Source organism: Thioalkalivibrio sp. XN8 (assembly GCF_011058255.1).
Classification (GTDB): Bacteria; Pseudomonadota; Gammaproteobacteria; order Steroidobacterales; family XN24; genus XN24.
The window spans coordinates 39,848-64,308 of sequence record NZ_JAALFH010000048.1 but is presented as its reverse complement, the minus strand read 5'-3'; the positions used below and the strand labels follow the sequence as shown (position 1 = coordinate 64,308).

Here is a 24,461-nt window from a genome sequence, read left to right as displayed (position 1 = left end):
GGCGAACCGGTGCTGGTCAACATGACAGCCGCCTGGTGCATCACCTGCCTGGCCAACGAGCGGGTCGCCCTGTCCTCGCCCCGGGTGGCTGCGGCGCTGGCGGCGAAGGGCGTGCGTTACCTGAAGGGCGACTGGACCCGGCGTGACTCCGACATCACCGCCTACCTCGAATCCCACGGCCGGAGCGGCGTGCCGCTGTACGTGCTGTACCCGGGCCAGGGCCGCGATCCCGTGGTCCTGCCGCAACTGTTGACCGTGGAACTCGTGCTGGACGCCCTGGACGAAATCTGACCCACCCATCGAGGAGAAAATCATGCACAAGACCCTGGGCATTGCCCTCGCGCTCACGCTCGCCGCGTCGCCGGCCCTGGCCTCCGACGCCAGGATCGGCGAACCCGCCCCCGCCTTCACCCTGAGCGACACGGCGGGCGTCACCCACAACCTGGCCGACTTCAGGGGCAAGACAGTGGTGCTGGAATGGACCAACCACGACTGCCCCTTCGTGAAGAAGCACTATGACGGCGAGAACATGCAGCGGCAGCAGGCCGAGGCCACCGGCGACGGCGTGGTCTGGCTGGTGGTGAACTCCTCGGCCGAGGGCAAGCAGGGCCATGTGACCCCGGCGCAGGCCGACCAGATCCAGGCCGACTGGAAGGCGCAGCAGACTGCCTACCTGTTCGACACCGACGGCACGGTGGGTCGCGCCTACGGCGCCAAGACCACCCCGCACATGTACATCATCGACCCCGAAGGCGTGCTGCGTTACAACGGCGCCATCGACTCGATCCCGAGCGCCAGCCCGGCCGACATCGAGAAGGCCGAGCAGTACGTCGAGATCGCCCTGGCCGAGCTGGCCGCGGGCCAGCCGGTGAGCCGGCCGCTGACCCAGCCCTACGGCTGCAGCGTCAAGTACTGACGCCGACCCTCGTCCCGGCAACGGCGCCGGCGCACTGCTGCGCCGGCGCCGTTATCATTGGGCGCTTTGCCGACCATGAACCGGAGCCCTGTTGCCGATGAGCCCGACCCGACTGATCCTGCCGCTCGCCGCCCTGCTGCTGGCCGGCCGCGCCCTCGCGGCCCCGGGCCTGCCGGACGGCCAGCCCATCGATGCCAGCGTGCCTGCGCCGGCCACCGTAATCGGCTTCGAGCCCGGCCAGCGTCACCCACGGCACGACCAGGTGGTCGCCTACTTCGAGGCGTTGGCCGCAGCTTCGGACCGCGTGCGCATCGAGCACACGGGCGAGACCCATGGCGGCCGGCCGCTGTTCCTCGCGTACTTCGCCCGCCCCGACCGGCTGGCGGACCTCGAGGCCCTGCGGGACGCGCGCCGCGACGCCAGCCGCACGGGCGAAGGCCCGCCGGTCGTCTGGCTGGGCTACTCGGTCCACGGCAACGAGGCTTCCGCCGCCTCCGCCGCCATGGTCACAGCGTGGCACCTCGCCGCCTCGCGCGACCCCGAGGTGCTGGACTGGCTGGACAACCTGGTCATCGTCATGGAGCCGGTGCTGAATCCCGATGGGCTGGACCGCTTCGCCCACTGGGTCAACATGCATCGCGGGCGCCATCCCTCGGCCGACCCGCTGGACCGGGAGCACCACGAGCCCTGGCCCAACGGCCGCACGAACTACTACTGGTTCGACCTGAACCGCGACTGGCTGCCCGCCGTGCACCCCGAGTCGCGCGCGCGGCTGCAGCACTACCACGCCTGGCGCCCGCACGTGGTCACCGACTTCCACGAGATGGGGGCGAACTCGACCTACTTCTTCCAGCCCGGCGTGCCGGGACGGGTCAACCCGCTCATCCCGGACAGCAACCAGGAGATTACCGCGCGCATCGCCGGCTTCCACGGCGAAATCCTGGACGCGGCCGGCGAACCCTTCTACGCCCGCGAAGGCTTCGACGACTACTACGTCGGCAAGGGCTCGACCTACCCGGACATCAGCGGCAGCATTGGCATCCTGTTCGAGCAGGGCAGCGCGCGCGGCCACCTGATGGACACGCCCTACGGCCGGCGCAGCTTCGCCGACGCCGTTGCCAACCAAGTCCGCACCTCGATCTCCACGCTGCGCGCCAGCCGCGCCATGTCGGACGAACTGGCGGCCTACCAGGCGGAATTCTTCCGCAACTCCGCGGAGCAGGCCCGGCGTGACCGCAATGCCGGCTGGCTGGTGTCGGACGCCGGCGACCCGGGGCGGGCGCGGGCCCTGCTGGCGACGCTGCTGGCGCACGGCATCGAGGTGCGCCCGGTCGAGCCCGACGAGCGCCAGGGGCGCCCCGAGCAGGCCTGGTTCGTCCCCGCCGAACAGGAACGGTACCTGCTCCTCAGGGCCATGTTCGACGTCTCCGCCGAACCGGCCGCCGACATCTTCTATGACGTCTCGGCCTGGCCGCTGCAGCACGCCTTCAACCTGCCGGTCGCCCCCGTGCGCCGGGCCCCGGATACCGGCGCCCCGCTCACGGCGCCGCCGGCACTGCCGGCCCCGCGCCTGCCCGTGGAGGCCGTGGCCTGGGTCGTGCCCTGGGACCAGCACGGCGCGCCGGGCTTGCTGGCCGCGCTGCTGGCCGAGGGCTATCGCGTGCAGGCCGTCGCGGAGCCGCTGGTCGCGGCAACCTCCGAGGGGCCGCAGGCGCTGGTGCGCGGGAGCCTGGTGATTCACGGCGGACTCCAGCCGGAGGACCGGCCGCCCGTCGACCGGCGCCTCGCCGCCCTGTCGGCGGAATTCAGCGCCAGGGTGTTCGGCGCCACCAGCGGCCTGGCCCAGGCCGGCATCGACCTGGGCTCACCCGCCGCCGAGGTGCTGGTCGCACCCCGCGCAGCCATGCTGACCGGCCGCGGGCTGAACCCCTACAGCGCGGGTTACACCTGGCACTGGTTCGATACCCGCCTGCAGCAGCCGCTGACGCGCATCGACTGGCAGCGCCTGCCCCGGCAACTGGACGACTACACCCACCTGATCCTCCCCGACGGCAACTACGGCGAGCTGCCCGAGTCGGTCGGCAAGACCCTCGAGGCCTTCGTGCAAGGCGGCGGCCAGCTGCTGGCGGTGCGGCGTGCAGCCGCCTGGGTCGAGCAGCTGGAGCTCGGCTGGGACTTCGTCGAGGCGCAGGACGACCAGGACGAGGCCGCAAGTGTCGCGCCCGAGCGCCGGCCCTACGGCCAGGCCCAAGACGATCGCGGCCGGGAACAGATCGGCGGCAGCGTGCTGCGCCTGCAGCTCGACACGACCCATCCGCTCGGCTTCGGCTATGCCCAGGGCGAGCTCAGCGTGATGCGCCGCGGCGCCCAGGTGCTGCGGCCGGTCGACAACCCCTACGTCCAGGCCGGCACCTATGCGGACGACCCGCTGGTCGCCGGTTTCCTCTCCCCGCGCAACCGCGAGCGGCTCGCCGGCGGACCGGCGCTGGTGGCGACGCGCCATGGCGACGGCCTGGTGGTGCGGATGGCGGACGACTATCTTTTCCGGGGCTACTGGCACGGCACCGAGAAGCTCTTTGCCAACGCCCTGTTCTTCGGCAGCCTGGTGGACCGGACCCCGGCGCCGGACGAGGACTGAGCCGTCGCCGGGAGACACAACATGAAAATGATCACCCTGCCCGCCCTGCTCCTGCTCGGCCTCGCCGGCTGCCAGCTGGCCCCCCAGGGCCAGCCGCTGGTGCTGCAGGGGTCGCTGTTCTATCCGGAGCGCATCGCCCTGCCGCCCGACAGCGTCGCCCGGGTCACGCTGAAGCGCTTCGACGCGACCGGCGGCCAGGTCGTCGCCACGCAGGAGATTCCCTTGCAGGGCCGGCAGGTCCCGGTGCCTTTCAGCCTGGAGGCGACGGCCTTGCCCGCCGAGGCGGCCGTCTACGAGCTGCGCGGCAGCGTCACGCTGGGCGCGGAGCCGTTCCGCATCACCCGGCCCGTGATGGTCGACCCGGGCGCCGGCACGGTGGATCTCGGCATGCTGCGGCTGCTGCCGGTGGAACAGGTCGCCCTCGGCACACACTATGTCTGCGGCGCCGAGGAGCTGTTGTTCAGCGCCGAGGGCGAGACTGCCCGCATGGCGATCCAGGGCCGCGTGGTGGACATGAAGCAAGCGCGAGCTGCGTCCGGCGTGCTGTACCGCGCGCTCGGCGACGAGACCACCTTCTTCCACGGCAAGGGGAATGAAGCCGTGGTCGAGATCGAGGGCCGCGGGCTGCCGACCTGCCGCCGGGCGGAGGCGCCGGCCGTGCCGTTCCGCGCGCGCGGCCAGGAGCCGCCGTGGACCGTGTCGCTGGCCCCGGGTGAAGCGGAAATCCTGCTCGGCTACGACCAGCGGCGCGCGGTCATGCCGCTGCTCACCGCGACCACCGAGGGCCGCGTGACGCGCTTCCGCGCCGCCGGGTCGGGCCATCGCCTGGCCATGGACGTGGCGCGGCGCAACTGCAACGACAGCATGAGCGGCATGCCCCACCCCTACATCGTGGCGGTCGAGTTCGACGGCCAGGTCTTCACCGGCTGCGGCGGCGAGCCGGTCGACCTGCTGGCCGGCCGGGAATGGGTGGTCGAGGACCTCGACGGCGGCGGCATCATCGACCGCTCGCGGGTCACGCTGGTGTTCGATGCGGCCGAGCGGCGCGTCCACGGCCGCGCCTCCTGCAACACCTACACCGGCGGCTTCGTGCTGACCGGCGAAGGCCTCAGCTTCGGCAACGTCGCCGCCACCAGGATGGCCTGTCCCGAGGCGCTGATGAACCAGGAGCGCAAGTTCTTCCGGATCCTCGAGGGCGTGAACCGTTTCGACATCGACGCCACCGGGGCCCTGCTGCTCTTCGGCGGCAACGGCACCATGAAGGCCTATCCGACGTCGCCCCCGCCCGGCGCAGCACCACCGCAGTGAGCAGCCCGCCTGCGACGGCCGGCGCCTTCCCGGTCGCGGCCGCCCCGGCGGTCTACGTCATCCACGAGAACGAGGAGTGGCTGGTGCCCCTGCGCGCGGCGCTGGAAGCCGAAGGCATCCCCTGGGTCGACTGGTTCGTGCACGAGGGGCACCTGGACCTCGACGCGGCGCCGCCCGCCGGCGTGTTCTACAACCGCATGAGCGCCTCCTCGCACACCCGCGACCACCGCTATGCGGCCGAGCTCACGGCCCAACTGCTGGCCTGGCTGCAGCAGCACGGCCGCCGCGTCGTGAACGGGCGCCGGGCGCTGCAGCTGGAAGTCTCGAAGTTCGAGCAGTACCTGGCGTTGCGTGCCCACGGCATCGCCACGCCGGCGACCGTCGCCGCCAGCGGCCGGGAGGACATCCGGGCCGCCGCCCGGGCGCTCGGCCGCACGCCCTTCATCCTCAAGCCCAACCGCGGCGGCAAGGGCCTCGGCGTGCAGCTGTTCGACGACGAGGCTGCGCTGGCGCGCTGGCTCGACGGGCTGCCCGACCCGGGCGCCTTCTCGCTCGACGGTATCGCCCTGCTGCAGGAATACGTGCGGCCGGCCGACGGGTGCATCACCCGGGTGGAGTTCATCGGCGGGCGCTACTACTACGCCGTCGAGGTGGATGCTTCGGCGGGCTTCGAGCTGTGCCCGGCCGACGCCTGCGAAGTCGGCGAGGCCTACTGCCCCGCGCCCGGCGCGCAGCCGAAGCACAAATTCCGGCTCGCCGCCGCGGCGCCCGAGCCGGACTTCCTCGGCCGGCTCGAGCGTTTCTTCCAGGCGAACGACGCCGAAATCGCCGCGGCCGAGTTCGTCGCCGACGCGCAGGGCCGGCGCTTCGTCTACGACGTCAACATGAACACCAACTACAACCGGCAGGCCGAACTCGAGGCCGGCGGCGGGCGCCGCGCCATGCGGGCGGTGGCCCGGTTCCTCGGGCGGGAGCTGGCGGCGGCCTCAGTCGGTGCCGATGATGGCGGCAGGGGCCGTTAAGATCGCGTAGACGGGCCCGCCGGGCTCAGCGGGGCGCCGGTTCCGTGATACAACATGCCCCCCGACACGCAACGCGAGGGTTCCACCGTGCTGCGCCCCGTCCCGGCTGCCCTGATCCTGCTCGCTGTCCTGCTGGCGGCCCCCCCGGCGATCGCGCGCACCATCGTCGACAGCGCCGGCCGCGAGGTCGCGATCCCCGACCGGGTCGACACCGTGTTCGCCTCGGGCCCGCCGGCGTCGATTCTCGTGTACGTGCTGCGACCCGAGGTCCTCAGCGGCTGGCCGCGGGCGCTCCGCCCCGACGAGGCGCCCTACATCGCCGCGCCTTACCGTGACCTGCCGGGTACCGGCCGCCTCACCGGCCGCGGCGGCGACGCCAACCTCGAGCGGGTGCTGGAAATCGAGCCCGACCTGATCATCGATTTCGGCTCGGTGCGCGATACCTACATCGACCTGGCGGACCGGGTGCAGGCCCAGACGGGCATTCCGTACATCCTGGTGGACGGCCGCTTCGAGGCGACGCCGGCGGCCCTCAGGCTGGTGGGCGAAGCGCTCGGCGTCCCCGAGCGCGGCGAGGCGCTGGCCCGGGACGTGGAGCAGACCTTCGCCCGGCTGGACGCCATCCTCGCCGCGACGCCGGAGGAGGAACGCCCGCGGGTCTACATGGCGCGCGGCCCCGACGGCCTCGAGACCGGCCTGAAGGGCTCGATCAACACCGAGATCATCGAGCGCGCCGGCGGCCGCAACGTGGCCGATCCGGGCGACGGCCGGCGCGGCCTGGTCCGGGCCTCCAACGAGCAGGTGATGGTCGCGAACCCCGAGATCATCGTGACCTGGGACCCGAACTTCTACGCCCATGTGTTCTACAACCCGCTGTGGACCGAGATCGACGCCGTGCGCGACGGCCGGGTCTACCTCTCGCCCACCGCGCCCTTCGGCTGGATCGACCGGCCGCCCTCGCTGAACCGGCTCATGGGCCTGCGCTGGCTGGCCGGCCTGTTCTACCCGGAGCAGTGGGAAGGCGACCTGCGGCAGGAGGCCCGCGACTTCTATCGCCTGTACTACCATGTCGACCTCGACGAGGCCGACCTGGACAGGCTGCTGGAATGGAGCGAGGGAAAACCGCCGCAATGAGCCGCGGCCTGCCGCTGCCGCGGCTGACGCTCGGCCTGGCCCTGGTGGCCGCGCTGGTGGCGCTGTCGCTGGCCGCCCTCACCATCGGCCCGTTCCCGCTGTCGGTGCCCGAAGCGCTCGCCGCCCTGTTCGGGGCCGGCGAGCCGCAGTCGCAGCTGGTGGTGCAGAACATCCGCCTGCCCCGGGTGGTGGCGGCCCTGCTGGTGGGGGCGGCGCTCGCGGCTGCCGGCGCCAGCTACCAGACCCTGTTCCGCAACCCGCTGGTCTCCCCGGACATCCTCGGGGTCTCCGCCGGCGCCGGCCTCGGCGCCGTGATCGGCATTTTCCTGTCCCTGCCGGTGGCCTTCATCCAGCTCTTCGCCTTCGCCGGTGGCATGGCAGCGGTGCTGCTGGTGATGCTGGTGGCCTCGGCGGTGCGCAACACGGACCACGTCCTGGCGCTGGTGCTGACCGGGGTGGTGATCGGCGCGCTGGCCGGCGCCGCCACCTCGCTGCTGAAGGTGCTGGCGGACCCCTACGACCAGCTGCCGGCCATTACCTTCTGGCTGCTGGGCTCACTCGCCTCCACCACCACCACCGACATCCTGCCGGCGCTGCCCGCCGTGGCCCTCGGCCTGGTGCCGCTGTTCCTGCTGCGCTGGCGCATCAACGTCCTGGCGCTGGGCGACGACGAGGCCAGGGCGCTGGGCGTGGAAGCGGGCCGCATCCGCTTCACCGTCATCGCCGCCGCGACCCTGGTCACGGCCAGCGTGACGGCGGTCGCGGGCGTGGTCGGCTGGGTCGGCCTGGTCATACCGCACATCGGCCGCATGCTGGTGGGGCCCAGCTTCGCGCGCCTGCTGCCGGTTTCCGCCGCGCTCGGCGCCGGCTACCTGCTGGTGGTGGACACGCTGGCGCGGACCATCGGTGAAGTCGAGGTGCCGCTCGGGATCCTCACCGCCGTGATCGGGGCGCCGTTCTTCGTCTGGCTCCTCGCCCGGGGCCGCCGGGGCTGGTCGTGAAGCTCGAGGCGCGCGGACTGTCGATCGGCTATGGCCGCCGGCTGGTCGGGCGGGACCTCGACCTCGAAGTCGCGCCCGGGCAGATCGTCTGCCTGCTCGGCCCGAACGGCTGCGGCAAGACCACGCTGTTCCGGACCCTGCTGGGGCTGATCCCGGCGCTGGGCGGCGAAGCGCTGCTGGGCGGCGCGCCGCTCCGGCGGCTGGCCCGCGCCGAGATCGCGCGGCGCATCAGCTACGTGCCCCAGGCCCACGCGCCGCCCTTCCCCTATGAGGCGCTGGAGATCGTGATGATGGGCCGCACCGCGCGGCTCGGGCGCTTCGCGCAGCCCGGTCCGGGCGACCGCACCGCGGCCTGCGCGGAAATGGAGCGGCTGGGCATCGCCGACCTGGCGCACCGCGACTACAGCCGCCTGTCCGGCGGGCAGCGGCAACTCGTGCTCATCGCCCGCGCGCTGGCGCAGCAGGCGCCCCTGATCGTCATGGACGAGCCGACCGCCAGCCTCGACTTCGGCAACCAGTCGCTGGTGCTGGGCGAGATCGGCAAGCTGGCGCATGCCGCCAGCCGCGACGGCCAGGGCGTCATCCTCTCCACCCACAACCCGGACCATGCCTTCGCGCTCGGCGCCGAGGTGGTGCTGATGCACGACGGCGCCATCCATCGGCGCGGCCGGCCCGAGGCGGCGCTCACGGCCGCTTCGCTGAGCGAAGTCTACGGCGTGCCCGTGATGGTCGAGCGCACGCCGAGCGGCCGGCACGTCTGCCTGCCGGGTCCCGGCGCCTGACCCGGCGGAACCGGGAACCGCGCCGCGCGGGCGCGGTCAAATCGGGATCGTCACCAGGGAGAGACCAGAGATGGATGCGAAGAAACTGCTCGACCAGTTCCTCGGCAGCGGGGCCGCGGGCGGCTTCGCCGGCGGGCTTGCCGGCGGCGCGCTGGCCAGCGCTTTCATGGGCAAGAAAGGCCGCAAGCTGACCAGGTCGGCGGCGAAGATCGGGGGCCTGGCGCTGGTGGGCGGGCTGGCCTACAAGGCCTGGCAGAACCACCAGCAGTCTGCCGGCAAACCGGGCGCCGTCGCCGTGCCGGCTTCGCCGGGCGGCGCCGAGCCGCTGCCGGCCGTGCCCCAGGGCACGGGTTTCCTGCCCGCGGCCGGCGACACCCGCGGCGCGGAGCAGCTCAGCCAGCTGATCGTCCGCGCGATGATTTCCGCGGCCAAGGCCGACGGCCAGATCGACACCCGCGAGAGCCAGATGATCCTGCAGCAGGTCAACGACTCGCAGCTGGACGAGGACGACAAGGCCTTCCTGTTTGCCGAGTACTCGCGCCCGCTGGATATCCAGGGCCTGGTGGCCGCCGTGGACTCGCCGGAGCATGCCGCCGAGGTCTATGCCGCCTCGGTGCTGGTGGCGCATCCCGCCTCCCCCGCGGAGAAGATCTACCTCGACACGCTGGCCCGCGCGCTGCAGCTCGAGCCGGGGCTGGTGCATGAACTGCACTCCGCTGTAGAGTCCAGCACCACCACCTGAGCCCACCCCATGCGCGAGCGCGCCACGCACTGGATCCAGCACCCGCGTTTCCAGACGACCATCATCGGCCTGATCCTGCTCAACGCCGCGATCCTGGGACTGGAGACCTGGCCCGCGGCGATGGCGACCGCCGGCGGGCTGCTGAAGGCGCTGGACCGGGCGATCCTCGCAGTGTTCGTGGTCGAGATCGCGCTGCGCATCTACGCCCACCGGGCCGCCTTCTGGCGCGACCCCTGGAGCCTGTTCGATTTCGCGGTGGTGGCGATCGCGCTGGTGCCGGCGGCCGGTCCGTTCTCGGTGCTGCGCGCCCTGCGCGTATTGCGCGTCCTGCGCCTGCTCACCATGGTGCCGTCGATGCGCCGCGTGGTGGGCGCATTGCTGGCCGCGATTCCCGGGCTCGGGTCCATCGCGCTGGTGCTGGCAATCATCTTCTACGTCTTCGGCGTCATCGGCACCAACCTGTTCGCCGCAACCCACCCCCAATGGTTCGGCACCCTCGGCCGTTCGCTCTACACCCTGTTCCAGGTGATGACCCTGGAGAGCTGGTCCATGGGCATCTCGCGGCCGGTGATGGAGACGCATCCCTATGCCTGGCTGTTCTTCGTCACCTTCATCCTGGTGGCGACCTTCACCATGCTGAACCTGTTCATCGCCATCATCGTCAACGCCATGCAGACCTTCCAGGAAGCGGAACACGAGGAGACGATGCAGGTCGTGCACGAGGCCCAGGACCACATCGAGGGCGAGCTGCACGCGGAGATGCGCTCGCTGCGGGCGGAGATCGCCGAACTGCGGGCGCTACTCGGAACCCGCGGCGGCCCCTAGGCGCTCGTTGCCGCACACTGCGCCCAATGCCTCCCGGTCCGCCGCCGACAGGGCCACCGGCCGGCCGCGACCGGGCTCCAGCGCCCCGCCCTCGTGCACCATGCCGTGCATGATCGCCCCCGGTTCGTCGACATGGCCGATGCCCAGCGCATGGCCGAACTCGTGCGCCAGCACCCAGACCAGCTCGTCGAAACTCGCGGCCCGGAACACCTCGATCCGGCGCCCCTGCTCGTAGTCGTAGCTGTAGCGGCCGGACTCCACCGGGTCGTCGGCGGCGGTGGCGTTGTACCGCTCGACCCGTGAGCGCATCTCCCCGGCCCGCCGTCGCGCGTCCTCGGCGCGCCGGTTGTAGGCATCGATGTCGGCCTTGAGTTCGTTCGTCCGGCGCTCCAGTGCAGCGAGCTCGGCCCGCAGCGCGGCGCCTTCGGCCTCCAGCGCCCGGCGCTGCGACTCCGAGCGACTGACGGGATCGGCGTTCCAGCCGGCGACGGCCGCCTCGTGCCGTTCAAGTCGCGGCTGCAGCTCTGCGGCGCGCCGCTCCCGCGCCGCCTGGTTGCGCTCGATCCGCTCGCTCCAGGACTGCAGCGTGGCCTGCTCCCGCTCCAGGTCGCCCTGGTCGAGCTCCAGCCGGCTGCGGAGCGAGCGGCGCTCGACGGCGCCCTGCTGGCGCTCGTCGAAGCTGAGCTCGACCTGCATGGCGCGGGGATCGGTGGACTCGATGAACAGCGTCCGGCCGGCTTCCGCCTGCCATAGGTTGACCGCCTCGGCCAGGGCGGTGACAGCCGTGATACGGTCCAGGCCGAAGCCCGGATCGACCTTGCCCAGGGCGTAGTGCACCGGGATGGCACAGGGCGCGTGGGCGTGGGGGTCGGGCGGATAGACGGTCCGCAGCATTTGACGAGCGGCTACGGTTACCCCGATCAGGAGCAGGCCGGCGAGGACGAGGTTGGCGGTGCGGGTCGGCATGGGCGCCAATGTTACCCGAGAGGATGGGGGCACCCCTGCAGGGACGCCCGCCCGGCCTCACGGCCGGCCATCGAACCACCCTCGCTCGTCTGAGGTTCGAATCTCGCAGAAGAGCCAACAAAAAAAACCCCGCGTTGGGGGTCTTTTTTATTGGCGCGCCCGAGAGGATGGGGGCGCCCCTGCGGGGACGCCCGCCCGGCCTGGCGGCCGGGCATCGAACCACCCTTGCTCGTCAGAGGTTCGAATCTCGCAGAAGAGCCAACAAAAAAGACCCCGCGTTGGGGGTCTTTTTTATTGGCGCGCCCGAGAGGATTCGAACCTCTGACCTTTGGCTCCGGAGGCCAACGCTCTATCCAGCTGAGCTACGGGCGCACGCGACGAGGGGGCGCAATCATACCGGCATGCGCCTGAATCGTCCATGCGCCCCGGGGCCCGGCGCGGGCCCTTCGGGCCCGCCCCCGCGGGCGTTTGGCGGCACTGCGGCAAACCCATATAATCCGCGCTTCCCCGGGAACCGGCACCTGCCGGCGGCCCGCCCGCATGCGAAGAGGAAACAGCGTTGACCGCAGAAGAGGATCGCAAGTTTTTCGACACCTTCATGCTGGTGCTCGGCGCCCTGGTGGTGATTTCCATCGGGATCTTCATCCTGGCGAACTCCATGGCCGCCAGGACCCAGGAAGTCCACATCAAGGAAGACCCGGCCTTCCAGCAACGCAACGTCGGACGGATCCGGCCCGTCGGCCAGGTCGCCGTGGCCGGCGCCGACAACTCGGAGATCCGTGATCCGGGCGGTCCCCGTCCAGCCCTGGCCGCCGCCCCGGCTGCCGCGGCCCAGCCCGCCGCCGACCTCACGGGAGAAGACGTCTACAAGGTGGCCTGCACGGCCTGCCATGGCGCCGGTATCGCGGGCGCGCCCAAGACCGGCGCTGTCGCGGCCTGGGAACCCCGGCTCGCGCAGGGCATGGACACGCTGGTGACGCACGCCATCGAGGGCTTCCAGGGCGAGGCCGGCTACATGCCGCCCCGCGGCGGCCTCTCGAGCCTGACCGACGAGCAGGTCCGCGACGCCGTGCAGTACATGGTGGACCAGCTACCGAACTGAGCTAGTCCTCGCCCAGCATCGACCGCAGGCCCGCGATGGCATTCTGCCCGCGGGCCTTTTTCTCGTCTGCGCTCAGCTCCGTGCGGCCCTCCCACTCCAGCACCTCGGCCGGCAGCTCCTCGAGGAAGCGGCTGGGCGTGCACTCCAGCGTCTCGCCGAAGCGCTTGCGCCGCCGCGCATAGCTGAGGAACAGGCGCCGCTGGGCGCGCGTGATGCCGACATAGGCGAGGCGCCGCTCCTCCTCCAGCCCGGGCCCTGCCAGGTTGGCGCGGTGCGGCAGCAGCTCTTCCTCGCAGCCGGCGAGGAACACCACCGGGAACTCCAGCCCCTTGGCCGCATGCAGGGTCATGAGGCGCACGCGGTCGTCCTGCCCCTCGCCGGCCTCGCGGTCCAGCATGTCCATCAGCGACAGCCGGCGCAGCGCGTCCGCCAGCGTCGGCGCCTCGTCGTTGCGCGCCGCTTTCGCCAGCCAGTCGAGCAGCTCGCCGAGGTTCTCGTTCGCCGTCTCCGCCTGGCGCGGGTCGCGCGCGTTCTCGAACAGCCAGTCGCGGTAGCCGATGTCCTCGATCAGCTCGCGCGCCAGCTCGTCCACCGGCGCGCCGCCCTCGGCCGCGTCGCCGAGCTCGATGATGCGCCGGCCGAAGCCGTACAGGCGCTCGACGGCGCGCGCCGGCAGCACGCCGTGCAAACCCGTCTCCATGCACGCTGCCAGCAGGCCCAGGCCGCGCTCGGAAGCCCAGCCGCCGAGTTTCTCCAGCGTCGCCGTGCCGATCTCGCGGCGCGGCACGTTGACGATGCGCAGGAAGGCCGCATCGTCGTCCGGGTTGGCGATCAGCCGGAGATACGCCAGCACGTCCTTGACCTCGCTGCGGTCGAAAAACGACGTGCCGCCGGTGACGGAGTACGGGATCTGCAGGGTGCGCAGCGACTGCTCGAAGGGCCGCGCCTGGTGGTTGCCGCGATAGAGCACCGCGAAATCCCCCCAGCTGCCGCCGCGCTCCATGCGCTGGCGCATGATCTCCATCGCCACGCGGTCGGCCTCGTCGGCGCCGTCGCGCGCCGCCATGACGCGGATTCGGTCGCCCGGCCCGTGCCCGCTCCACAGCCGCTTCTCGAACAGGTGCGGGTTGTTGGCGATAAGGCCGTTGGCGGCCTCGAGGATGCGGCCGGAGGAGCGGTAGTTCTGCTCCAGCTTGATGACCCGCAGCGCCGGAAAGTCCTCGGCGAGCCGCTTGAGATTATCGGGGCGGGCCCCGCGCCAGGCGTAGATCGACTGGTCGTCGTCGCCGACCACGGTGAAAGCGCCGCGCGTGCCCACCAGCTGGCTCATGAGCTGGTACTGGGCCTGGTTGGTGTCCTGGTACTCGTCGCCGAGCACGTAGCGGATGCGGTCCTGCCACGCCGCCAGCACCTGCGGCAGCTCGCGGAACAGGAACACGGGGCGCGCAATCAGGTCGTCGAAGTCCAGCGCGTTGTAGGCCTGCAGCGCGCGCTGGTAGGCAGCGTACTGGCGCGCGCGCGCGGCCTCGAGCTCGTCGCTCGCCGTCGCCAGCGCGGTGGGCGGATCCACCAGCTCGCTCTTCCAGTTCGAGATCGCCGCGCCGGCCATGTCCACGGCGGCCTCGGTGTCGGCGTTGTCGCTGCGCAGCAGCTCCTTCACCAGCGCGCGGCTGTCATGCGCGTCGAAAATGGTGAAGCCGCGCTTGTAGCCGAGGTTGCCGTACTCGCGGCGCAGGATGTTCAGGCCGAGGGTGTGGAAGGTCGAGATCTTCAGCGCCTTCGCCGTGTCCTTGTCCAGCAGGGCCGCCGCGCGCTGGCGCATCTCGCGCGCCGCCTTGTTGGTGAAAGTGACCGCCGCGATGGCGTAGGCGGGCACGCCGCCCGCCACCAGCGCGCCGATCTTGTGGGTGATGACGCGCGTCTTGCCGCTGCCCGCGCCGGCGAGCACGAGCAGGGGGCCGGCCGTGTAGTTCACGGCCTCTAGCTGGACGGAATTCAGGGACATCGGGCAGGGGCGTCGGCGTCTGGGACGGCGCGACTATACCCGAAGCCGGCGCGCCGCAGGCCGGCGGGATTCGACCGGCTCATTTGACAGGGCCTCGCGAGAGGGACTACCGTCGGCCGGCACTGCGCCCGCCCAAAAGCGGCACAATGCCCGACAAAACAAAAAGTTAATATCAAAGGGAGAGAGTCAATGAACGACCGCAAGAGGATTGCGCTGACGTTCGTCAGCGCCATGGCGTTGTGCGCCGCATCGATCGCGACGGCCCAGGAAGAAGCGGAAAGCCACATGCTTTCGATTCTCGAGATCCAGGTCAAGGCCGGGCACGACAGCGACTTCCGGGCCGGCCTCGCGGCCTGGAAGGAATGCTACCTGGCGAACGACGGCGAGGGCAGCTGGAACCTGTGGCGCCGGCAACAGGGCATGGGCAACGTGTACGCGGCCGTCTTCCAGATGAAGAGCTGGGCCGACGTGGACACGCCGGACGCGGCGTCCCAGGCCTGCCAGGAAGTGGCCCGCGACCAGATCATCCCCTTCACCCACGGGGAGAAGACGGTCAACTCCTATGCCTCCAGCATGCCGGACATCAGTCGCGCCGGGCCCAGCGGCGACGTGCTCTGGGTTTCCAGCTTCAGGGCGAAGGACGGCCGGCTGATGATGGACGTGGTCCGTAAGGTCAGCGCCGCGATGAAGCAGGTGGAAGGCGATTCCCGCGGCTACTGGTACGACGTGGCGGGCGGGCACGAGAAGGCCCCCGATTTCTTCGTCTCCACGCCGTTCGAGAATTTCGCCGCCCTCGACCAGGAGCGGGACGGCGTCTGGGACATCGTGACCAAGGTCCATGGCGCAGAAGAATCGGAGCGCCTGCGCGCCGATTTCATGAAGTCGATGGACGCGGGCTGGAGCTACATTTACCGGCGCGTGCCGGACCTGAGCCACAGCCAGTAAGCCGCCGCGCCACGCGGCAGGCAAGCCCGGGGCCGGCGGCCCCGGGCTTGTCTTATGCCGCCACCGGCCGGGCGGCGATCGCCTCGGCCAGGTGCGCGGTCTCGATGCGGTCGGCCCCCGCCGCATCGGCGATCGTCCGCGCCACCCGCCGTACCCGCGCCTGGGCGCGCGCGGACAGGCCCAACTGCAGGGCCGCGCGCGCCAGCAGCGCCTGTTCCGCGGCGCCCAGCTTCGCGTGCCGGTCGAGCGCGGCGCCTTCCAGCCCTGCGTTCAGGCCACCCTGGCGGGTCCGGCCGAGTGCCCGCACCTGCGCCACGCGGGCGGCGACGAGACGCGAGCCCTCGGCCGGCGGCCCGAGCAGCTCGACCGGCCCGGGTCGCGGCATCTCGGCCATCAGGTCGATCCGGTCCAGCAGCGGTCCGGAAATCCGCGCCCGGTAGCGTTGCACCACGTCGGCGCTGCAGCGGCAATTGCCGCGCGGGTCGCCCAGGTAACCGCAGGGGCAGGGATTCATCGCCGCCACCAGCATGAAGCCGGCCGGGAAGGTCCGCTGCAGGCCGGCGCGGCTGAGCGTGAGCTCGCCTGCCTCCAGCGGCTGGCGCAGCGCCTCCAGCGCGCTCCGGTTGAACTCGGGCAACTCATCGAGGAACAGCACGCCGCGGTGCGCCAGCGTGACCTCGCCCGGGCGCGGGTGATTGCCGCCGCCGGTGAGCGCCGCTGCCGAGGCCGAATGGTGCGGCGCCCGGAACGGCCGGCGGCCCCAGTCGGCGACCCGGAACGGGCGCCCGGCCGCCGAGGCGATGGCGGCTACCTCGAGCGCCGCCGCGGGCTCGAGCGGCGGCAGCAGGCCCGGCAGGCGGCGCGCCAGCATGGTCTTGCCGGTGCCGGGCGGGCCGATGAACAACAGGTTGTGCCCGCCGGCCGCCGCAATCTCCAGCAGCCGGCGACCGCGCTGCTGGCCGCGGACGTCGGCGAGGTCGGCAGCAGCGCCGGGCCCGCGCTCGGGCTCCGGGGCGGCGGGTGCAGGCAGCGGCTGGCGCCCGCGGAGATGCGCCGCCACGGCCAGCAGGTGCTCCGCTGCGCGCACGCCGCTGACCCCGGCCACCGCCGCCTCGGCGGCCGAGACCGCCGGCAGGACCAGGACGCGGCCGTCCTGCGCCGCCGCGATTGCGGCACAGAGCGCGGCGTGGATCGGGCGGAGGTCGCCGTTGAGCGACAGCTCGCCCAGGAACTCGGTCTCCCTGCAGCCGCGGCCCGGCAACTGGCCGGACGCGGCGAGCACGCCGATGGCGATCGGCAGGTCGAAGCGGCCGCCCTCCTTGGGCAGGTCGGCCGGCGCCAGGTTCACGATCACCTTGCCGGTCGGGAAGTCGAAGCCGCAATTGGCCAGCGCGGCGCGGACCCGGTCGCGGCTCTCGCGCACGGCGGTGGCGGGCAGGCCGACGATGCTGAAGCCCGGCAATCCGCCGCCGGCGTGGACCTCGACGGTGACCGGCAGGGCGTCCAAGCCGCACTGCGCGCGGCTGAGCACTTTGGCGAGGGCCATGACGGGCTCCGCGGGAACCAGCGCTCATGATGCCCCGGGCATCACCGCCGCCGGCAGGCCGGTAATCGGGGGACGGCGGCGGGAAATGCGGCGGCTAGGGACCGGGCGCGCCGACCCGCTGGAAGAACCGGTCGAGGTGAGCGCGCTCACTGTCGGTGAGGTAGTGCAGGTTGCGCCCGCGGTCCACGATCTCCCAGAAGTGGGGCGGCGCCTGCGTCATCAGCTCTTCGCGGAGCGTGGCCCTGGAATCCTCGGACATGTCGGCCATGTCGTCGGCGATCAGCTGCGCCCGCTGCTCCTCGCCTTCGGAAAGGTAGTAGACCCCGAGCCGGATCTGCGCCTTGCGGACGCCGCGCAGCCCGCGATAGTGGCGATGGGAGTGGCTGGCTTCCTCGGCGTCCAGCGCCAGCAGCTCGCGCAGCATCGCCAGGTCGCAGCCGAGGCGCTCGCTGTGGGCATAGCGGCACAGGCTGGCAATATCGTAGGCGACCGTCTCGGTGATGGCGCTCAGCTCGTCCTCGAACGCCAGGTACCCGTAGAACTTCAGGAACCGTACGCCTTCGCAGGCTTCGTCGCACAAGTCGCGCCGCAGGAGTTCCTCGATCAGCATCCGGTACTGCAGCAGCACGGCGTCCGCCGTCTGCTCGATGCGGCGGTCGATGGCGGCCCGCAGGTAGGAGTTGAGGAAGCGGAACACCATCCGGATCAGGTCGGTCTCGCGGTGGACGGCCCCGGCCTCGGCGAGGTAGCGGGTATCGATGGCCACCTGGGAATCGATGTCCCCCATCGACTCGAGCGCTTCGTGGTAGACGCGCAGGAACTCGTGCAGCGTCTTCCACTCCACCCACAGCCGGCGCGCCTCGAGTTCGGCCAGCAGCTCGCGGTCCATGGCGACGAAATCCGGATTCGCGCGCAATTCCGGACTGAGGTGGTACCAGGCCAGGTCCTCGCGCGGCTTGGTCGCGATGTAGTGGACGGTGAAGTCGCACAGGGCATCGATGGCGCGGCCCGCGATGATCTTGTCCCGACCCTCGATGGAGTTGTTGGCGATATCCGTGATCTCTTCCATCTGTTCCAGGACCCGGCCCTGCAGCTTGTGAGCTTCCTCCGTGGACGCGGCGGCGAGGCCGCGCCCGGTGAGCTGCGTGGTGTGGCGGCGCAAGCGGTCGATGATGTTGCCGGGCTCCAGGAACCAGAAGGTGTAGGCGAAGTACGGCAGCATCACGGCCAGGCCGAGGCTGGTGAGGATCATCACCAGCAGCAGCAGGCTGCGCGGTACGAAGTCGGGGCGCAATGTGACGCTGAGCCAGACTGCGCAGAGGCTGGCGACGATGTAGAAGCTGATGACGGCGATGTGGACCGGCTCGCGCAGGAACATGATCGCGACGCTGGTGTACCGCTCGGACGACAGCTGGACGATGATCGCGACGACCGTCAGCACGATGCCGAGCACCGCCACGATGGTCATGCCGAGCGCGGGCAGGGCGTCGGTGATGAGCTCGGCGTCGAAGGACAGGTAGTGCTCGAAGAGGCCGAGCGGGCCATGCAGGCCGGCCCCGAAATAAATCGCGTCGATGACGTAGAAGGCGGTGCAGAAAAACACGGCGATCGCGATCACGATCACCATCGGCAGAATCCAGGTGCGCACCACCGGCGGCGCCGCTGCCCGACCCGTGCGCGGCGCCGCGATGCCGGCGGGATGCCGCGGGCTCCTGCCACCCCGGTCGGGGATTTCAGACCGATCCATCGAAGTGCTGTCCTCCTGACCGGCCGTGCATCCGGTGCGGCCGTCGGCTAACTATGGACGCAAATTCACGGTCCCGCCACTGTGCGCGGCCATCGGCAGGGAATCCTGCGGGGAAGCGGCGGCGCCGGACTCAGTCGGGCGACTGCTCCAGCTGCGCCAGGCGCTCTTCGAGGGCCTCGAGCTTCTCGCGGGTTCGCCGCAGGACGGCGGCCTGCACGTCGAACTCCTCCCGGGTCACCAGGTCGAGCCGGGCCAGCCCGGCCTGGAGCACGGCGCGGAAGTTCTGCTCCGCGTCCTCGCGCAGCGCCTTCAGCCCGCCGGGCAGGCTGTCGGCCAGCCGCCGGGCGAGTTCATCAATGTTCGGCTTCCTGGGTTCCATGCTCGCTCCTCGCGCCCCGTGATGGGGCATAGGGGGATGCTGCCCTGCACCATGACGGTGCGCCAGTGCCCGCCGGCGGCCTCTTGCCGGGGCCAAGCCGTTGATTCCTCGAAGCTGGCACGCATCGTGCTATGCAGCATGCAACCGGGCCATGTCGACCCGGACCACGCTTTGCACTGGGAGGAACCAACATGACCCGATCCAAGTACCTGCTCGCGGCCCTGGGGCTGGCGGCCAGCCCGGCGGCACTCGCCGGCGATTTTAGCGCGAACGTCGGCATGATGTCCGACTACATCTTCCGCGGCATCAAGCAGAGCGATGCCTCCGCCTTTGCCGGGCTCGACTACGAGCACCAGAGCGGCTTCTACGCCGGCACCTGGGGCGCCGACGTCGGCCAGGGCATGGAAATCGACCTCTACACCGGGTTCGCCGGCTCGATCGGCGATTTCAGCTACGGCATCGGCTATACAGGTTACTTCTACACCGACGACTTCGACGACACCTACCAGGAAATCAACCTGACGGCCGGCTACAGCCTGTTCAGCGTCGAGTATTCCTTCGGCACCTACGACAACTTCGACGGGCCCGAGCTCGACTACACCTTCCTCGCGGGCACGGTCGAGTACGAGGGTTTCTACGCCACCTACGGCACCTTTTCGCAAGACTTCGACGGCAGTTACGGCGAAGTCGGCTACGGCACCGAGGTGTCGGGCTTCGACATCGGCGTGGCCGCCATCATGAGTGACAGCGACCTGTCGGCGACCGGCTCGAGCGAGACCTCGCTGGTGTTCTCCATCGGCAAGACCTTCGACCTGAGGTGAGCGGCATGAAACTGGTCACGGCAATCATCAAGCCATTCAAGCTCGACGACGTGCGCCAGGCGCTGGCGGACGTCGGCGTGAAAGGCGTCACGGTGACCGAGGTGAAGGGCTTCGGCCGCCAGCGCGGCCATACCGAGCTCTACCGCGGCGCCGAGTACGTGGTCGATTTCCTGCCCAAGATGAAGGTGGAGGTCGCCATCGACGACGAGCTGCTGGAGCAGGTCATCGAGGTCATCTGCAACACGGCGCGGACCGGCAAGATCGGCGACGGGAAGATCTTCGTCACGCCGCTGGAACAGGTCATCCGCATCCGGACCGGCGAAACCGGTCCGGAAGCGGTCTGAGGGGAGGAAGCAAGTGGAACAGATACTCGAACTGAGCTATGCGCTCGACACCTTCTACTTCCTGATGTCCGGCGCCCTGGTCATGTGGATGGCCGCGGGTTTCACCATGCTGGAAGCGGGACTGGTGCGGGCGAAGAACACCGCCGAGATCCTGACCAAGAACGTCGGCCTGTATTCCATCGCCTGCATCATGTACATGCTGGTCGGCTACGGGATCATGTACGGCGACGGCAACGGCATCATCCCGGGCATCAGCATGCTGGGCACGGCCGATAACACGGTGGCGGAAGTGGTAGCCGGCGGGGACGATGCGCCCTACTACTCCAACCTGGCGGACTTCTTCTTCCAGGTGGTGTTCGTCGCCACCGCCATGTCGATCGTGTCGGGCGCCGTGGCCGAGCGCATGAAGCTCTGGTCCTTCTTTGCCTTCGCGGTCGTGATGACGGCAGTCATCTACCCGGTGCAGGGCTACTGGACCTGGGGCGGCGGCTTCCTCGGCGAAAACTTCGGCTACACCGACTACGCCGGCTCGGGCATCGTGCACCTGGCCGGCGCAGCGGCGGCACTGGCCGGGGTGATCGTGCTGGGGGCCCGCAAGGGCAAGTACGGGCCGAAAGGGCAGGTCAACGCCATTCCGGGCTCCAACCTGCCGCTGGCCACGCTCGGCATGTTCATCCTGTGGCTGGGCTGGTTCGGCTTCAACGGCGGCTCGGAGCTGAGGGTCTCCAACGTCGAGTCGGCCAACAACGTGGCCATGGTGTTCACCAACACCAACCTGGCGGCCGCGGCCGGCCTGGTGGCGGCGCTGCTGCTGGCCAAGGCCTGGTTCGGCAAGGCCGACCTCACCATGGCGCTGAACGGCGCGCTGGCGGGCCTGGTGTCCATCACCGCCGACCCGCTGTCACCGTCGCCGTTGCTGGCGATGGTGATTGGCGCCATCGGCGGCCTGCTGGTGGTGGTGTCGATCGTGCTCCTGGATCGCAAGCTGCGCATCGACGACCCGGTCGGCGCCATCTCGGTGCACGGCACCGCCGGCATCTGGGGCGTGCTCGCCGTGCTGCTGTCCAACAGCGACGCCACGATCTCCGGCCAGCTCATCGGCTTGGCCGTGATTTTCAGCTGGGTCTTCTTCGTCAGCCTGGCAGTGTGGTTCATCCTCAAGTCGACGGTGGGCATCCGCGTCTCGGAGCAGGAAGAGTACGAAGGCGTCGACCTGCACGAATGCGGCCTGGAGGCCTATCCGGAGTTCACCAAGTCGGGCGACTGACTTTCGTTCGCATGGCAGGCGCAGGAAGCGCCTTCTCCGGCCGGGGGCAGACTGCCCCCGGCCTTTTTTTTGCCCGCTCTACACCCGCACGGGCCGGTGCTAGACTTCCCCCGGCCGGAATGACACGGAGAACGAAGATGAAAATGGTCTGCGCCATCATCAAGCCCTTCAAGCTGGACGACGTCCGCGAGGCACTCGCCGACCTCGGCGTGCAGGGCATAACTGTGACCGAGGTCAAGGGTTTCGGGCGCCAGAAGGGCCACACTGAACTCTACCGTGGGGCGGAATACGTGGTGGATTTCCTGCCCAAGGTAAAGCTGGAGCTGGCCGTGACCGACGACGCCCTGGAGCGCGTGCTCGAGGCGATCGTCAACACGGCGCGCACCGGCAAGATCGGTGACGGCAAGATCTTCGTCTACGACCTGCAACAGGCGATCCGCATCCGCACCGGGGAAACCGACGACAAGGCGCTCTGAGGAGGCCACGACATGAGAACGCTGCTGATCACCCTGCTGCTGGCGCTCGCGGCCTTCGGCGTCCAGGCCGAAGAGGTCTATCGCACCGTGCAGCCCGACGGCACGGTGGTCTACAGCGACCGCCCGATCTCGGCCGGCTCAGTGCGGGTCCAGATGCGGTCCCAGCCGGGACAGCAGGGCCAGGCGCCGGCAACGTCCGGCCAGTCCGGCTCCCCGCCGGCAGCCGGCAGCCGCGGGGCCGGCAACGGCGCCGATATGGCGGCGGCGCGCGCCGAGCAGTCACGGCTCAAGGCCGAGGCCTGCGCCGAAGCGCGCAAGGCCCTGGAAACCTACGAGAACTCCCCGCGGCTGTATGAGCAGCTGCCGGACGGGGGCCGTCGCTATCTCAGCGACGAAGAAGTGATCGAGGCCCGGCAGAAGGCGCGCCAGGCAGTGGCGAACTTCTGCGAGCCCGAGTCTAGCAACTAGCCGCCGACCCGGCCCTCCTGTTGCCCGCCTGAGCGCCGGCGCGGTACCCGTGCCGCGCCCTCCTCCCGTACCTGCAACCGCACCTCGATGCGCTATACTGCGCGGCCTTTTCCCCCGCCCTCCCACCCGACCGCCGGAGGCATGCCCGCATGAGCCAGGACCAGATCGAATCAAACCGGCGCCTGTACGGGATTTCCCGCTGGAGCGACGGCTACTTCGACATCGGGCCGAAGGGCCGCCTGGTGGTGCGCCCGTTCCGCAACGGGGCAGCGATCGATCTCGTCGAACTGGTTCGCCGCGCCCGCCTCGCCGGACTGGCGCCGCCGATCCTGTTCCGCTTCACCGACATCCTGCGCGATCGCCTCGACCGGCTGCACAACGCCTTCCGCAACGCGATGACCGAGCGCGATTACGAGGCCCGCTACCGTGTCGTCTACCCGATCAAGGTCAACCAGCAGCGCAGCGTGGTCGACACGCTCGTCGGTCACGGCGGCGCCCGCGTTGGCCTCGAGACCGGCAGCAAGCCGGAGTTGATGGCCGTGCTGGGCGTTTCCCCCCCGGGCGGCCTGATCGTCTGCAACGGCTACAAGGACCACGAGTACCTGGAGTTGGCGTTGATCGCCCAGCGCCTCGGCCACGAGGTCTACATCGTGGTCGAGAAGCTGTCGGAAATGGACCGCATCATCCAGATCGCGCGGGAGTTCGAGCTCGAGCCGCGGCTCGGCGTGCGGCTGCGGCTGTCCAGCGTGGGCGCCGGCAACTGGCAGGACACCGGCGGCGAGAAATCCAAGTTCGGCCTGACCGCCGGACAGCTGCTGGCGGCCGCGGAACGGGCCACCCAGGCCGGCATGGGCCATTGCGTGCGGATGCTGCACGTCCACGTCGGCTCCCAGGTGCCGAATTTGCGTGACATCCGCCGCGGCATGACCGAGGCTGCGCGCGTCTACGCCGACCTGCAGCGGGCCGGGCTGGGCCTCGGGCTGATGGACGTCGGCGGCGGACTCGGCGTCGACTACGAGGGCACGCGCTCGCGCAGCGCCAACTCGGTCAACTACAGCATCGAGGACTACGCCCGCACCGTCGTCGACACCATTGCCGACGTCTGTGACGCCGCCGGGATCGAGCGGCCCGAAATCGTGTCCGAGTCCGGCCGCGCCATGGCGGCGCAGCACGCCGTGCTGGTAACCAACGTCATCGACACGGACGTGCCGTCGCAGGCACGGCCGACCGAGCCGCCCGACGGGGCCGGCGCCGAGGTGCAGGGCCTGTGGCGGCAGTTCGAGCGGCTCGAGGACGGCTCGCCGGAAGAGGTCTACCGCGAGACCCAGCACCTGATGGCGGAACTCCACCAGCGCTATATCGGCGGCGAGCTCGACCTGCGCGAACGAGCCCATGGCGAGGCACTGGCCCGCGCCCTGATGCACGCGGTGCGCGACCGCCTGCTGGCGCAGGGCAACCCGCCGCGGGCCATCGTCGACGAACTCAAGCAGATTACTGCCGACAAGCTGTTCATCAACATGTCGGTGTTCCAGTCGCTGCCCGACATCTGGGCCATCGACCAGGTGTTCCCGATCATTCCGGCACAGCGCCTGGACGAGGCGCCGACGCGCCGCGGCGTGCTGCGCGACCTGACCTGCGACTCCGACGGCCGGGTCGACCTGTACGTCGACGGCGAGGGCATCGAGCACAGCCTGCCGGTGCATGCCATCAGCGCCGACGAGGAGTACCTCCTGGCCATCCTCATGGTGGGGGCCTACCAGGAAATCCTCGGCGACCTGCACAACCTCTTCGGCGACACCGACAGTGTCGACGTCTATCTCTCGCCGGCCGGCGACCCGGTGCTGGGCATGCCGCGCAGCGGCGACACGGCGGAACAGCTCCTGGCCTATGTGCATTTCGCCGCCGACGAGCTGCGCGCGGCCTACGCCCGCAAGATCGCCGCGGCGGGTCTCGACGAGGAAGACCAGAGTTACTTCCTGCGGGCGCTGAGCGACGGCCTCTCCGGCTACACCTACCTGGAGGACTGA

General features: G+C 70.4%; 23 protein-coding genes and 1 tRNA gene. 18 read left to right on the top strand and 6 right to left on the bottom strand.

Annotated elements, in window-relative coordinates; all coding sequences use genetic code 11:
• From G6N75_RS05245 to G6N75_RS05200, 10 genes are all read left to right on the top strand, one after another.
• Positions 1 to 291: thioredoxin family protein (locus G6N75_RS05245; protein WP_206202936.1), on the top strand; the 291-nt coding region annotated here is incomplete at its 5' end.
• Between the two features lie 22 nt (positions 292 to 313).
• Positions 314 to 916 (top strand): thioredoxin family protein, encoded by a 603-nt coding sequence (locus G6N75_RS05240; protein WP_165347299.1) that lies wholly within the window; start codon positions 314 to 316, stop codon positions 914 to 916.
• 97 nt (positions 917 to 1,013) lie between these two features.
• Complete coding sequence (locus G6N75_RS05235) at positions 1,014 to 3,554, top strand: M14 family zinc carboxypeptidase (protein ID WP_165347298.1); 2,541 nt, start codon at positions 1,014 to 1,016, stop codon at positions 3,552 to 3,554.
• A gap of 21 nt (positions 3,555 to 3,575) precedes the next feature.
• Positions 3,576 to 4,862: an META domain-containing protein gene (locus G6N75_RS05230; RefSeq protein WP_165347297.1), complete on the top strand. Its 1,287-nt coding sequence runs from the start codon at positions 3,576 to 3,578 to the stop codon at positions 4,860 to 4,862.
• On the top strand, positions 4,859 to 5,884 hold the full coding sequence (locus G6N75_RS05225) for an alpha-L-glutamate ligase (RefSeq protein WP_165347296.1): 1,026 nt from the start codon (positions 4,859 to 4,861) through the stop codon (positions 5,882 to 5,884). The genes G6N75_RS05230 and G6N75_RS05225 overlap by 4 nt, the downstream gene beginning before the upstream one ends.
• Positions 5,885 to 5,938: 54 nt before the next feature.
• Positions 5,939 to 7,018 carry an ABC transporter substrate-binding protein gene (locus tag G6N75_RS05220; RefSeq protein ID WP_165347295.1) on the top strand — a complete coding sequence of 360 codons (1,080 nt, stop codon included), beginning with the start codon at positions 5,939 to 5,941 and terminating at the stop codon, positions 7,016 to 7,018.
• Positions 7,015 to 8,019 (top strand): iron ABC transporter permease, encoded by a 1,005-nt coding sequence (locus G6N75_RS05215; RefSeq protein WP_206202935.1) that lies wholly within the window; start codon positions 7,015 to 7,017, stop codon positions 8,017 to 8,019. The genes G6N75_RS05220 and G6N75_RS05215 overlap by 4 nt, the downstream gene beginning before the upstream one ends.
• Positions 8,016 to 8,801, top strand: a complete 786-nt coding sequence (locus G6N75_RS05210; RefSeq protein WP_165347293.1) for an ABC transporter ATP-binding protein — start codon at positions 8,016 to 8,018, stop codon at positions 8,799 to 8,801. The genes G6N75_RS05215 and G6N75_RS05210 overlap by 4 nt, the downstream gene beginning before the upstream one ends.
• 70 nt (positions 8,802 to 8,871) lie before the next feature.
• On the top strand, positions 8,872 to 9,543 hold the full coding sequence (locus tag G6N75_RS05205) for a tellurite resistance TerB family protein (protein WP_165347292.1): 672 nt from the start codon (positions 8,872 to 8,874) through the stop codon (positions 9,541 to 9,543).
• A 9-nt stretch (positions 9,544 to 9,552) separates the two neighbouring features.
• On the top strand, positions 9,553 to 10,368 hold the full coding sequence (locus G6N75_RS05200; protein ID WP_165347291.1) for an ion transporter: 816 nt from the start codon (positions 9,553 to 9,555) through the stop codon (positions 10,366 to 10,368).
• Here the strand turns inward: G6N75_RS05200 and G6N75_RS05195 are convergent.
• Complete coding sequence (locus G6N75_RS05195; protein WP_165347290.1) at positions 10,342 to 11,334, bottom strand: matrixin family metalloprotease; 993 nt, start codon at positions 11,332 to 11,334, stop codon at positions 10,342 to 10,344. The two genes, G6N75_RS05200 and G6N75_RS05195, sit on opposite strands and share 27 nt — an antisense overlap.
• Positions 11,335 to 11,629: 295 nt before the next feature.
• Positions 11,630 to 11,706 (bottom strand) — tRNA-Arg (locus tag G6N75_RS05190).
• A 187-nt stretch (positions 11,707 to 11,893) separates the two neighbouring features.
• Here G6N75_RS05190 and G6N75_RS05185 point away from each other — a divergent pair.
• Positions 11,894 to 12,436 (top strand): c-type cytochrome, encoded by a 543-nt coding sequence (locus G6N75_RS05185; RefSeq protein ID WP_206202934.1) that lies wholly within the window; start codon positions 11,894 to 11,896, stop codon positions 12,434 to 12,436.
• 1 nt (position 12,437) lies between these two features.
• Here G6N75_RS05185 and G6N75_RS05180 read toward each other — a convergent pair whose 3' ends face one another.
• Positions 12,438 to 14,441: a UvrD-helicase domain-containing protein gene (locus G6N75_RS05180; RefSeq protein ID WP_165347289.1), complete on the bottom strand. Its 2,004-nt coding sequence runs from the start codon at positions 14,439 to 14,441 to the stop codon at positions 12,438 to 12,440.
• Positions 14,442 to 14,630: 189 nt separating this feature from the next.
• On the opposite strand from G6N75_RS05180, the gene G6N75_RS05175 reads away from it, so the two are divergent.
• Positions 14,631 to 15,386 (top strand): hypothetical protein, encoded by a 756-nt coding sequence (locus G6N75_RS05175; RefSeq protein ID WP_165347287.1) that lies wholly within the window; start codon positions 14,631 to 14,633, stop codon positions 15,384 to 15,386.
• Between the two features lie 52 nt (positions 15,387 to 15,438).
• Here the strand turns inward: G6N75_RS05175 and G6N75_RS05170 are convergent, their stop codons facing one another.
• The 3 genes from G6N75_RS05170 to G6N75_RS05160 form a co-directional block, all read right to left on the bottom strand.
• The gene (locus tag G6N75_RS05170; RefSeq protein WP_165347285.1) at positions 15,439 to 16,932 is read right to left on the bottom strand and encodes a YifB family Mg chelatase-like AAA ATPase; all 1,494 of its coding nucleotides are present in this window, start codon (positions 16,930 to 16,932) and stop codon (positions 15,439 to 15,441) included.
• Between the two features lie 94 nt (positions 16,933 to 17,026).
• A complete protein-coding gene (locus G6N75_RS05165) occupies positions 17,027 to 18,679 on the bottom strand; it encodes a DUF2254 family protein (RefSeq protein ID WP_165347283.1) in 1,653 nt (550 codons plus the stop codon).
• Positions 18,680 to 18,809: 130 nt separating this feature from the next.
• Entirely contained in the window at positions 18,810 to 19,058 is a 249-nt protein-coding gene (locus G6N75_RS05160) for an accessory factor UbiK family protein (protein ID WP_165347281.1), read from the bottom strand.
• A gap of 191 nt (positions 19,059 to 19,249) precedes the next feature.
• On the opposite strand from G6N75_RS05160, the gene G6N75_RS05155 reads away from it, so the two are divergent.
• The 6 genes from G6N75_RS05155 to speA all read left to right on the top strand — a co-directional run bounded on the left by G6N75_RS05155 (position 19,250) and on the right by speA (position 24,461).
• Positions 19,250 to 19,879, top strand: a complete 630-nt coding sequence (locus tag G6N75_RS05155) for a TorF family putative porin (protein ID WP_165347278.1) — start codon at positions 19,250 to 19,252, stop codon at positions 19,877 to 19,879.
• Between the two features lie 5 nt (positions 19,880 to 19,884).
• On the top strand, positions 19,885 to 20,223 hold the full coding sequence (locus G6N75_RS05150; RefSeq protein ID WP_165347276.1) for a P-II family nitrogen regulator: 339 nt from the start codon (positions 19,885 to 19,887) through the stop codon (positions 20,221 to 20,223).
• 13 nt (positions 20,224 to 20,236) lie between these two features.
• Positions 20,237 to 21,490, top strand: coding sequence for an ammonium transporter (locus tag G6N75_RS05145; RefSeq protein ID WP_165347274.1), 1,254 nt, complete (start codon positions 20,237 to 20,239; stop codon positions 21,488 to 21,490).
• A 137-nt stretch (positions 21,491 to 21,627) separates the two neighbouring features.
• A complete protein-coding gene (glnK, locus tag G6N75_RS05140; protein ID WP_165347272.1) occupies positions 21,628 to 21,966 on the top strand; it encodes a P-II family nitrogen regulator in 339 nt (112 codons plus the stop codon).
• Between the two features lie 12 nt (positions 21,967 to 21,978).
• A complete protein-coding gene (locus tag G6N75_RS05135) occupies positions 21,979 to 22,434 on the top strand; it encodes a DUF4124 domain-containing protein (RefSeq protein ID WP_165347270.1) in 456 nt (151 codons plus the stop codon).
• Between the two features lie 149 nt (positions 22,435 to 22,583).
• Positions 22,584 to 24,461 (top strand): biosynthetic arginine decarboxylase, encoded by a 1,878-nt coding sequence (speA, locus tag G6N75_RS05130; RefSeq protein WP_165347268.1) that lies wholly within the window; start codon positions 22,584 to 22,586, stop codon positions 24,459 to 24,461.

Coding starts and splice junctions, on each gene's coding strand:
- G6N75_RS05240 (WP_165347299.1), top strand. CDS start 314: ATGCACAAGACCCTGGGCATTGCCCTCGCGCTCACGCTCGCCGCGTCG.
- G6N75_RS05235 (WP_165347298.1), top strand. CDS start 1,014: ATGAGCCCGACCCGACTGATCCTGCCGCTCGCCGCCCTGCTGCTGGCC.
- G6N75_RS05230 (WP_165347297.1), top strand. CDS start 3,576: ATGAAAATGATCACCCTGCCCGCCCTGCTCCTGCTCGGCCTCGCCGGC.
- G6N75_RS05220 (WP_165347295.1), top strand. CDS start 5,939: ATGCCCCCCGACACGCAACGCGAGGGTTCCACCGTGCTGCGCCCCGTC.
- G6N75_RS05215 (WP_206202935.1), top strand. CDS start 7,015: ATGAGCCGCGGCCTGCCGCTGCCGCGGCTGACGCTCGGCCTGGCCCTG.
- G6N75_RS05205 (WP_165347292.1), top strand. CDS start 8,872: ATGGATGCGAAGAAACTGCTCGACCAGTTCCTCGGCAGCGGGGCCGCG.
- G6N75_RS05200 (WP_165347291.1), top strand. CDS start 9,553: ATGCGCGAGCGCGCCACGCACTGGATCCAGCACCCGCGTTTCCAGACG.
- G6N75_RS05195 (WP_165347290.1), bottom strand. CDS start 11,334: ATGCCGACCCGCACCGCCAACCTCGTCCTCGCCGGCCTGCTCCTGATC.
- G6N75_RS05180 (WP_165347289.1), bottom strand. CDS start 14,441: ATGTCCCTGAATTCCGTCCAGCTAGAGGCCGTGAACTACACGGCCGGC.
- G6N75_RS05175 (WP_165347287.1), top strand. CDS start 14,631: ATGAACGACCGCAAGAGGATTGCGCTGACGTTCGTCAGCGCCATGGCG.
- G6N75_RS05170 (WP_165347285.1), bottom strand. CDS start 16,932: ATGGCCCTCGCCAAAGTGCTCAGCCGCGCGCAGTGCGGCTTGGACGCC.
- G6N75_RS05165 (WP_165347283.1), bottom strand. CDS start 18,679: ATGGATCGGTCTGAAATCCCCGACCGGGGTGGCAGGAGCCCGCGGCAT.
- G6N75_RS05160 (WP_165347281.1), bottom strand. CDS start 19,058: ATGGAACCCAGGAAGCCGAACATTGATGAACTCGCCCGGCGGCTGGCC.
- G6N75_RS05155 (WP_165347278.1), top strand. CDS start 19,250: ATGACCCGATCCAAGTACCTGCTCGCGGCCCTGGGGCTGGCGGCCAGC.
- G6N75_RS05150 (WP_165347276.1), top strand. CDS start 19,885: ATGAAACTGGTCACGGCAATCATCAAGCCATTCAAGCTCGACGACGTG.
- glnK (WP_165347272.1), top strand. CDS start 21,628: ATGAAAATGGTCTGCGCCATCATCAAGCCCTTCAAGCTGGACGACGTC.
- G6N75_RS05135 (WP_165347270.1), top strand. CDS start 21,979: ATGAGAACGCTGCTGATCACCCTGCTGCTGGCGCTCGCGGCCTTCGGC.
- speA (WP_165347268.1), top strand. CDS start 22,584: ATGAGCCAGGACCAGATCGAATCAAACCGGCGCCTGTACGGGATTTCC.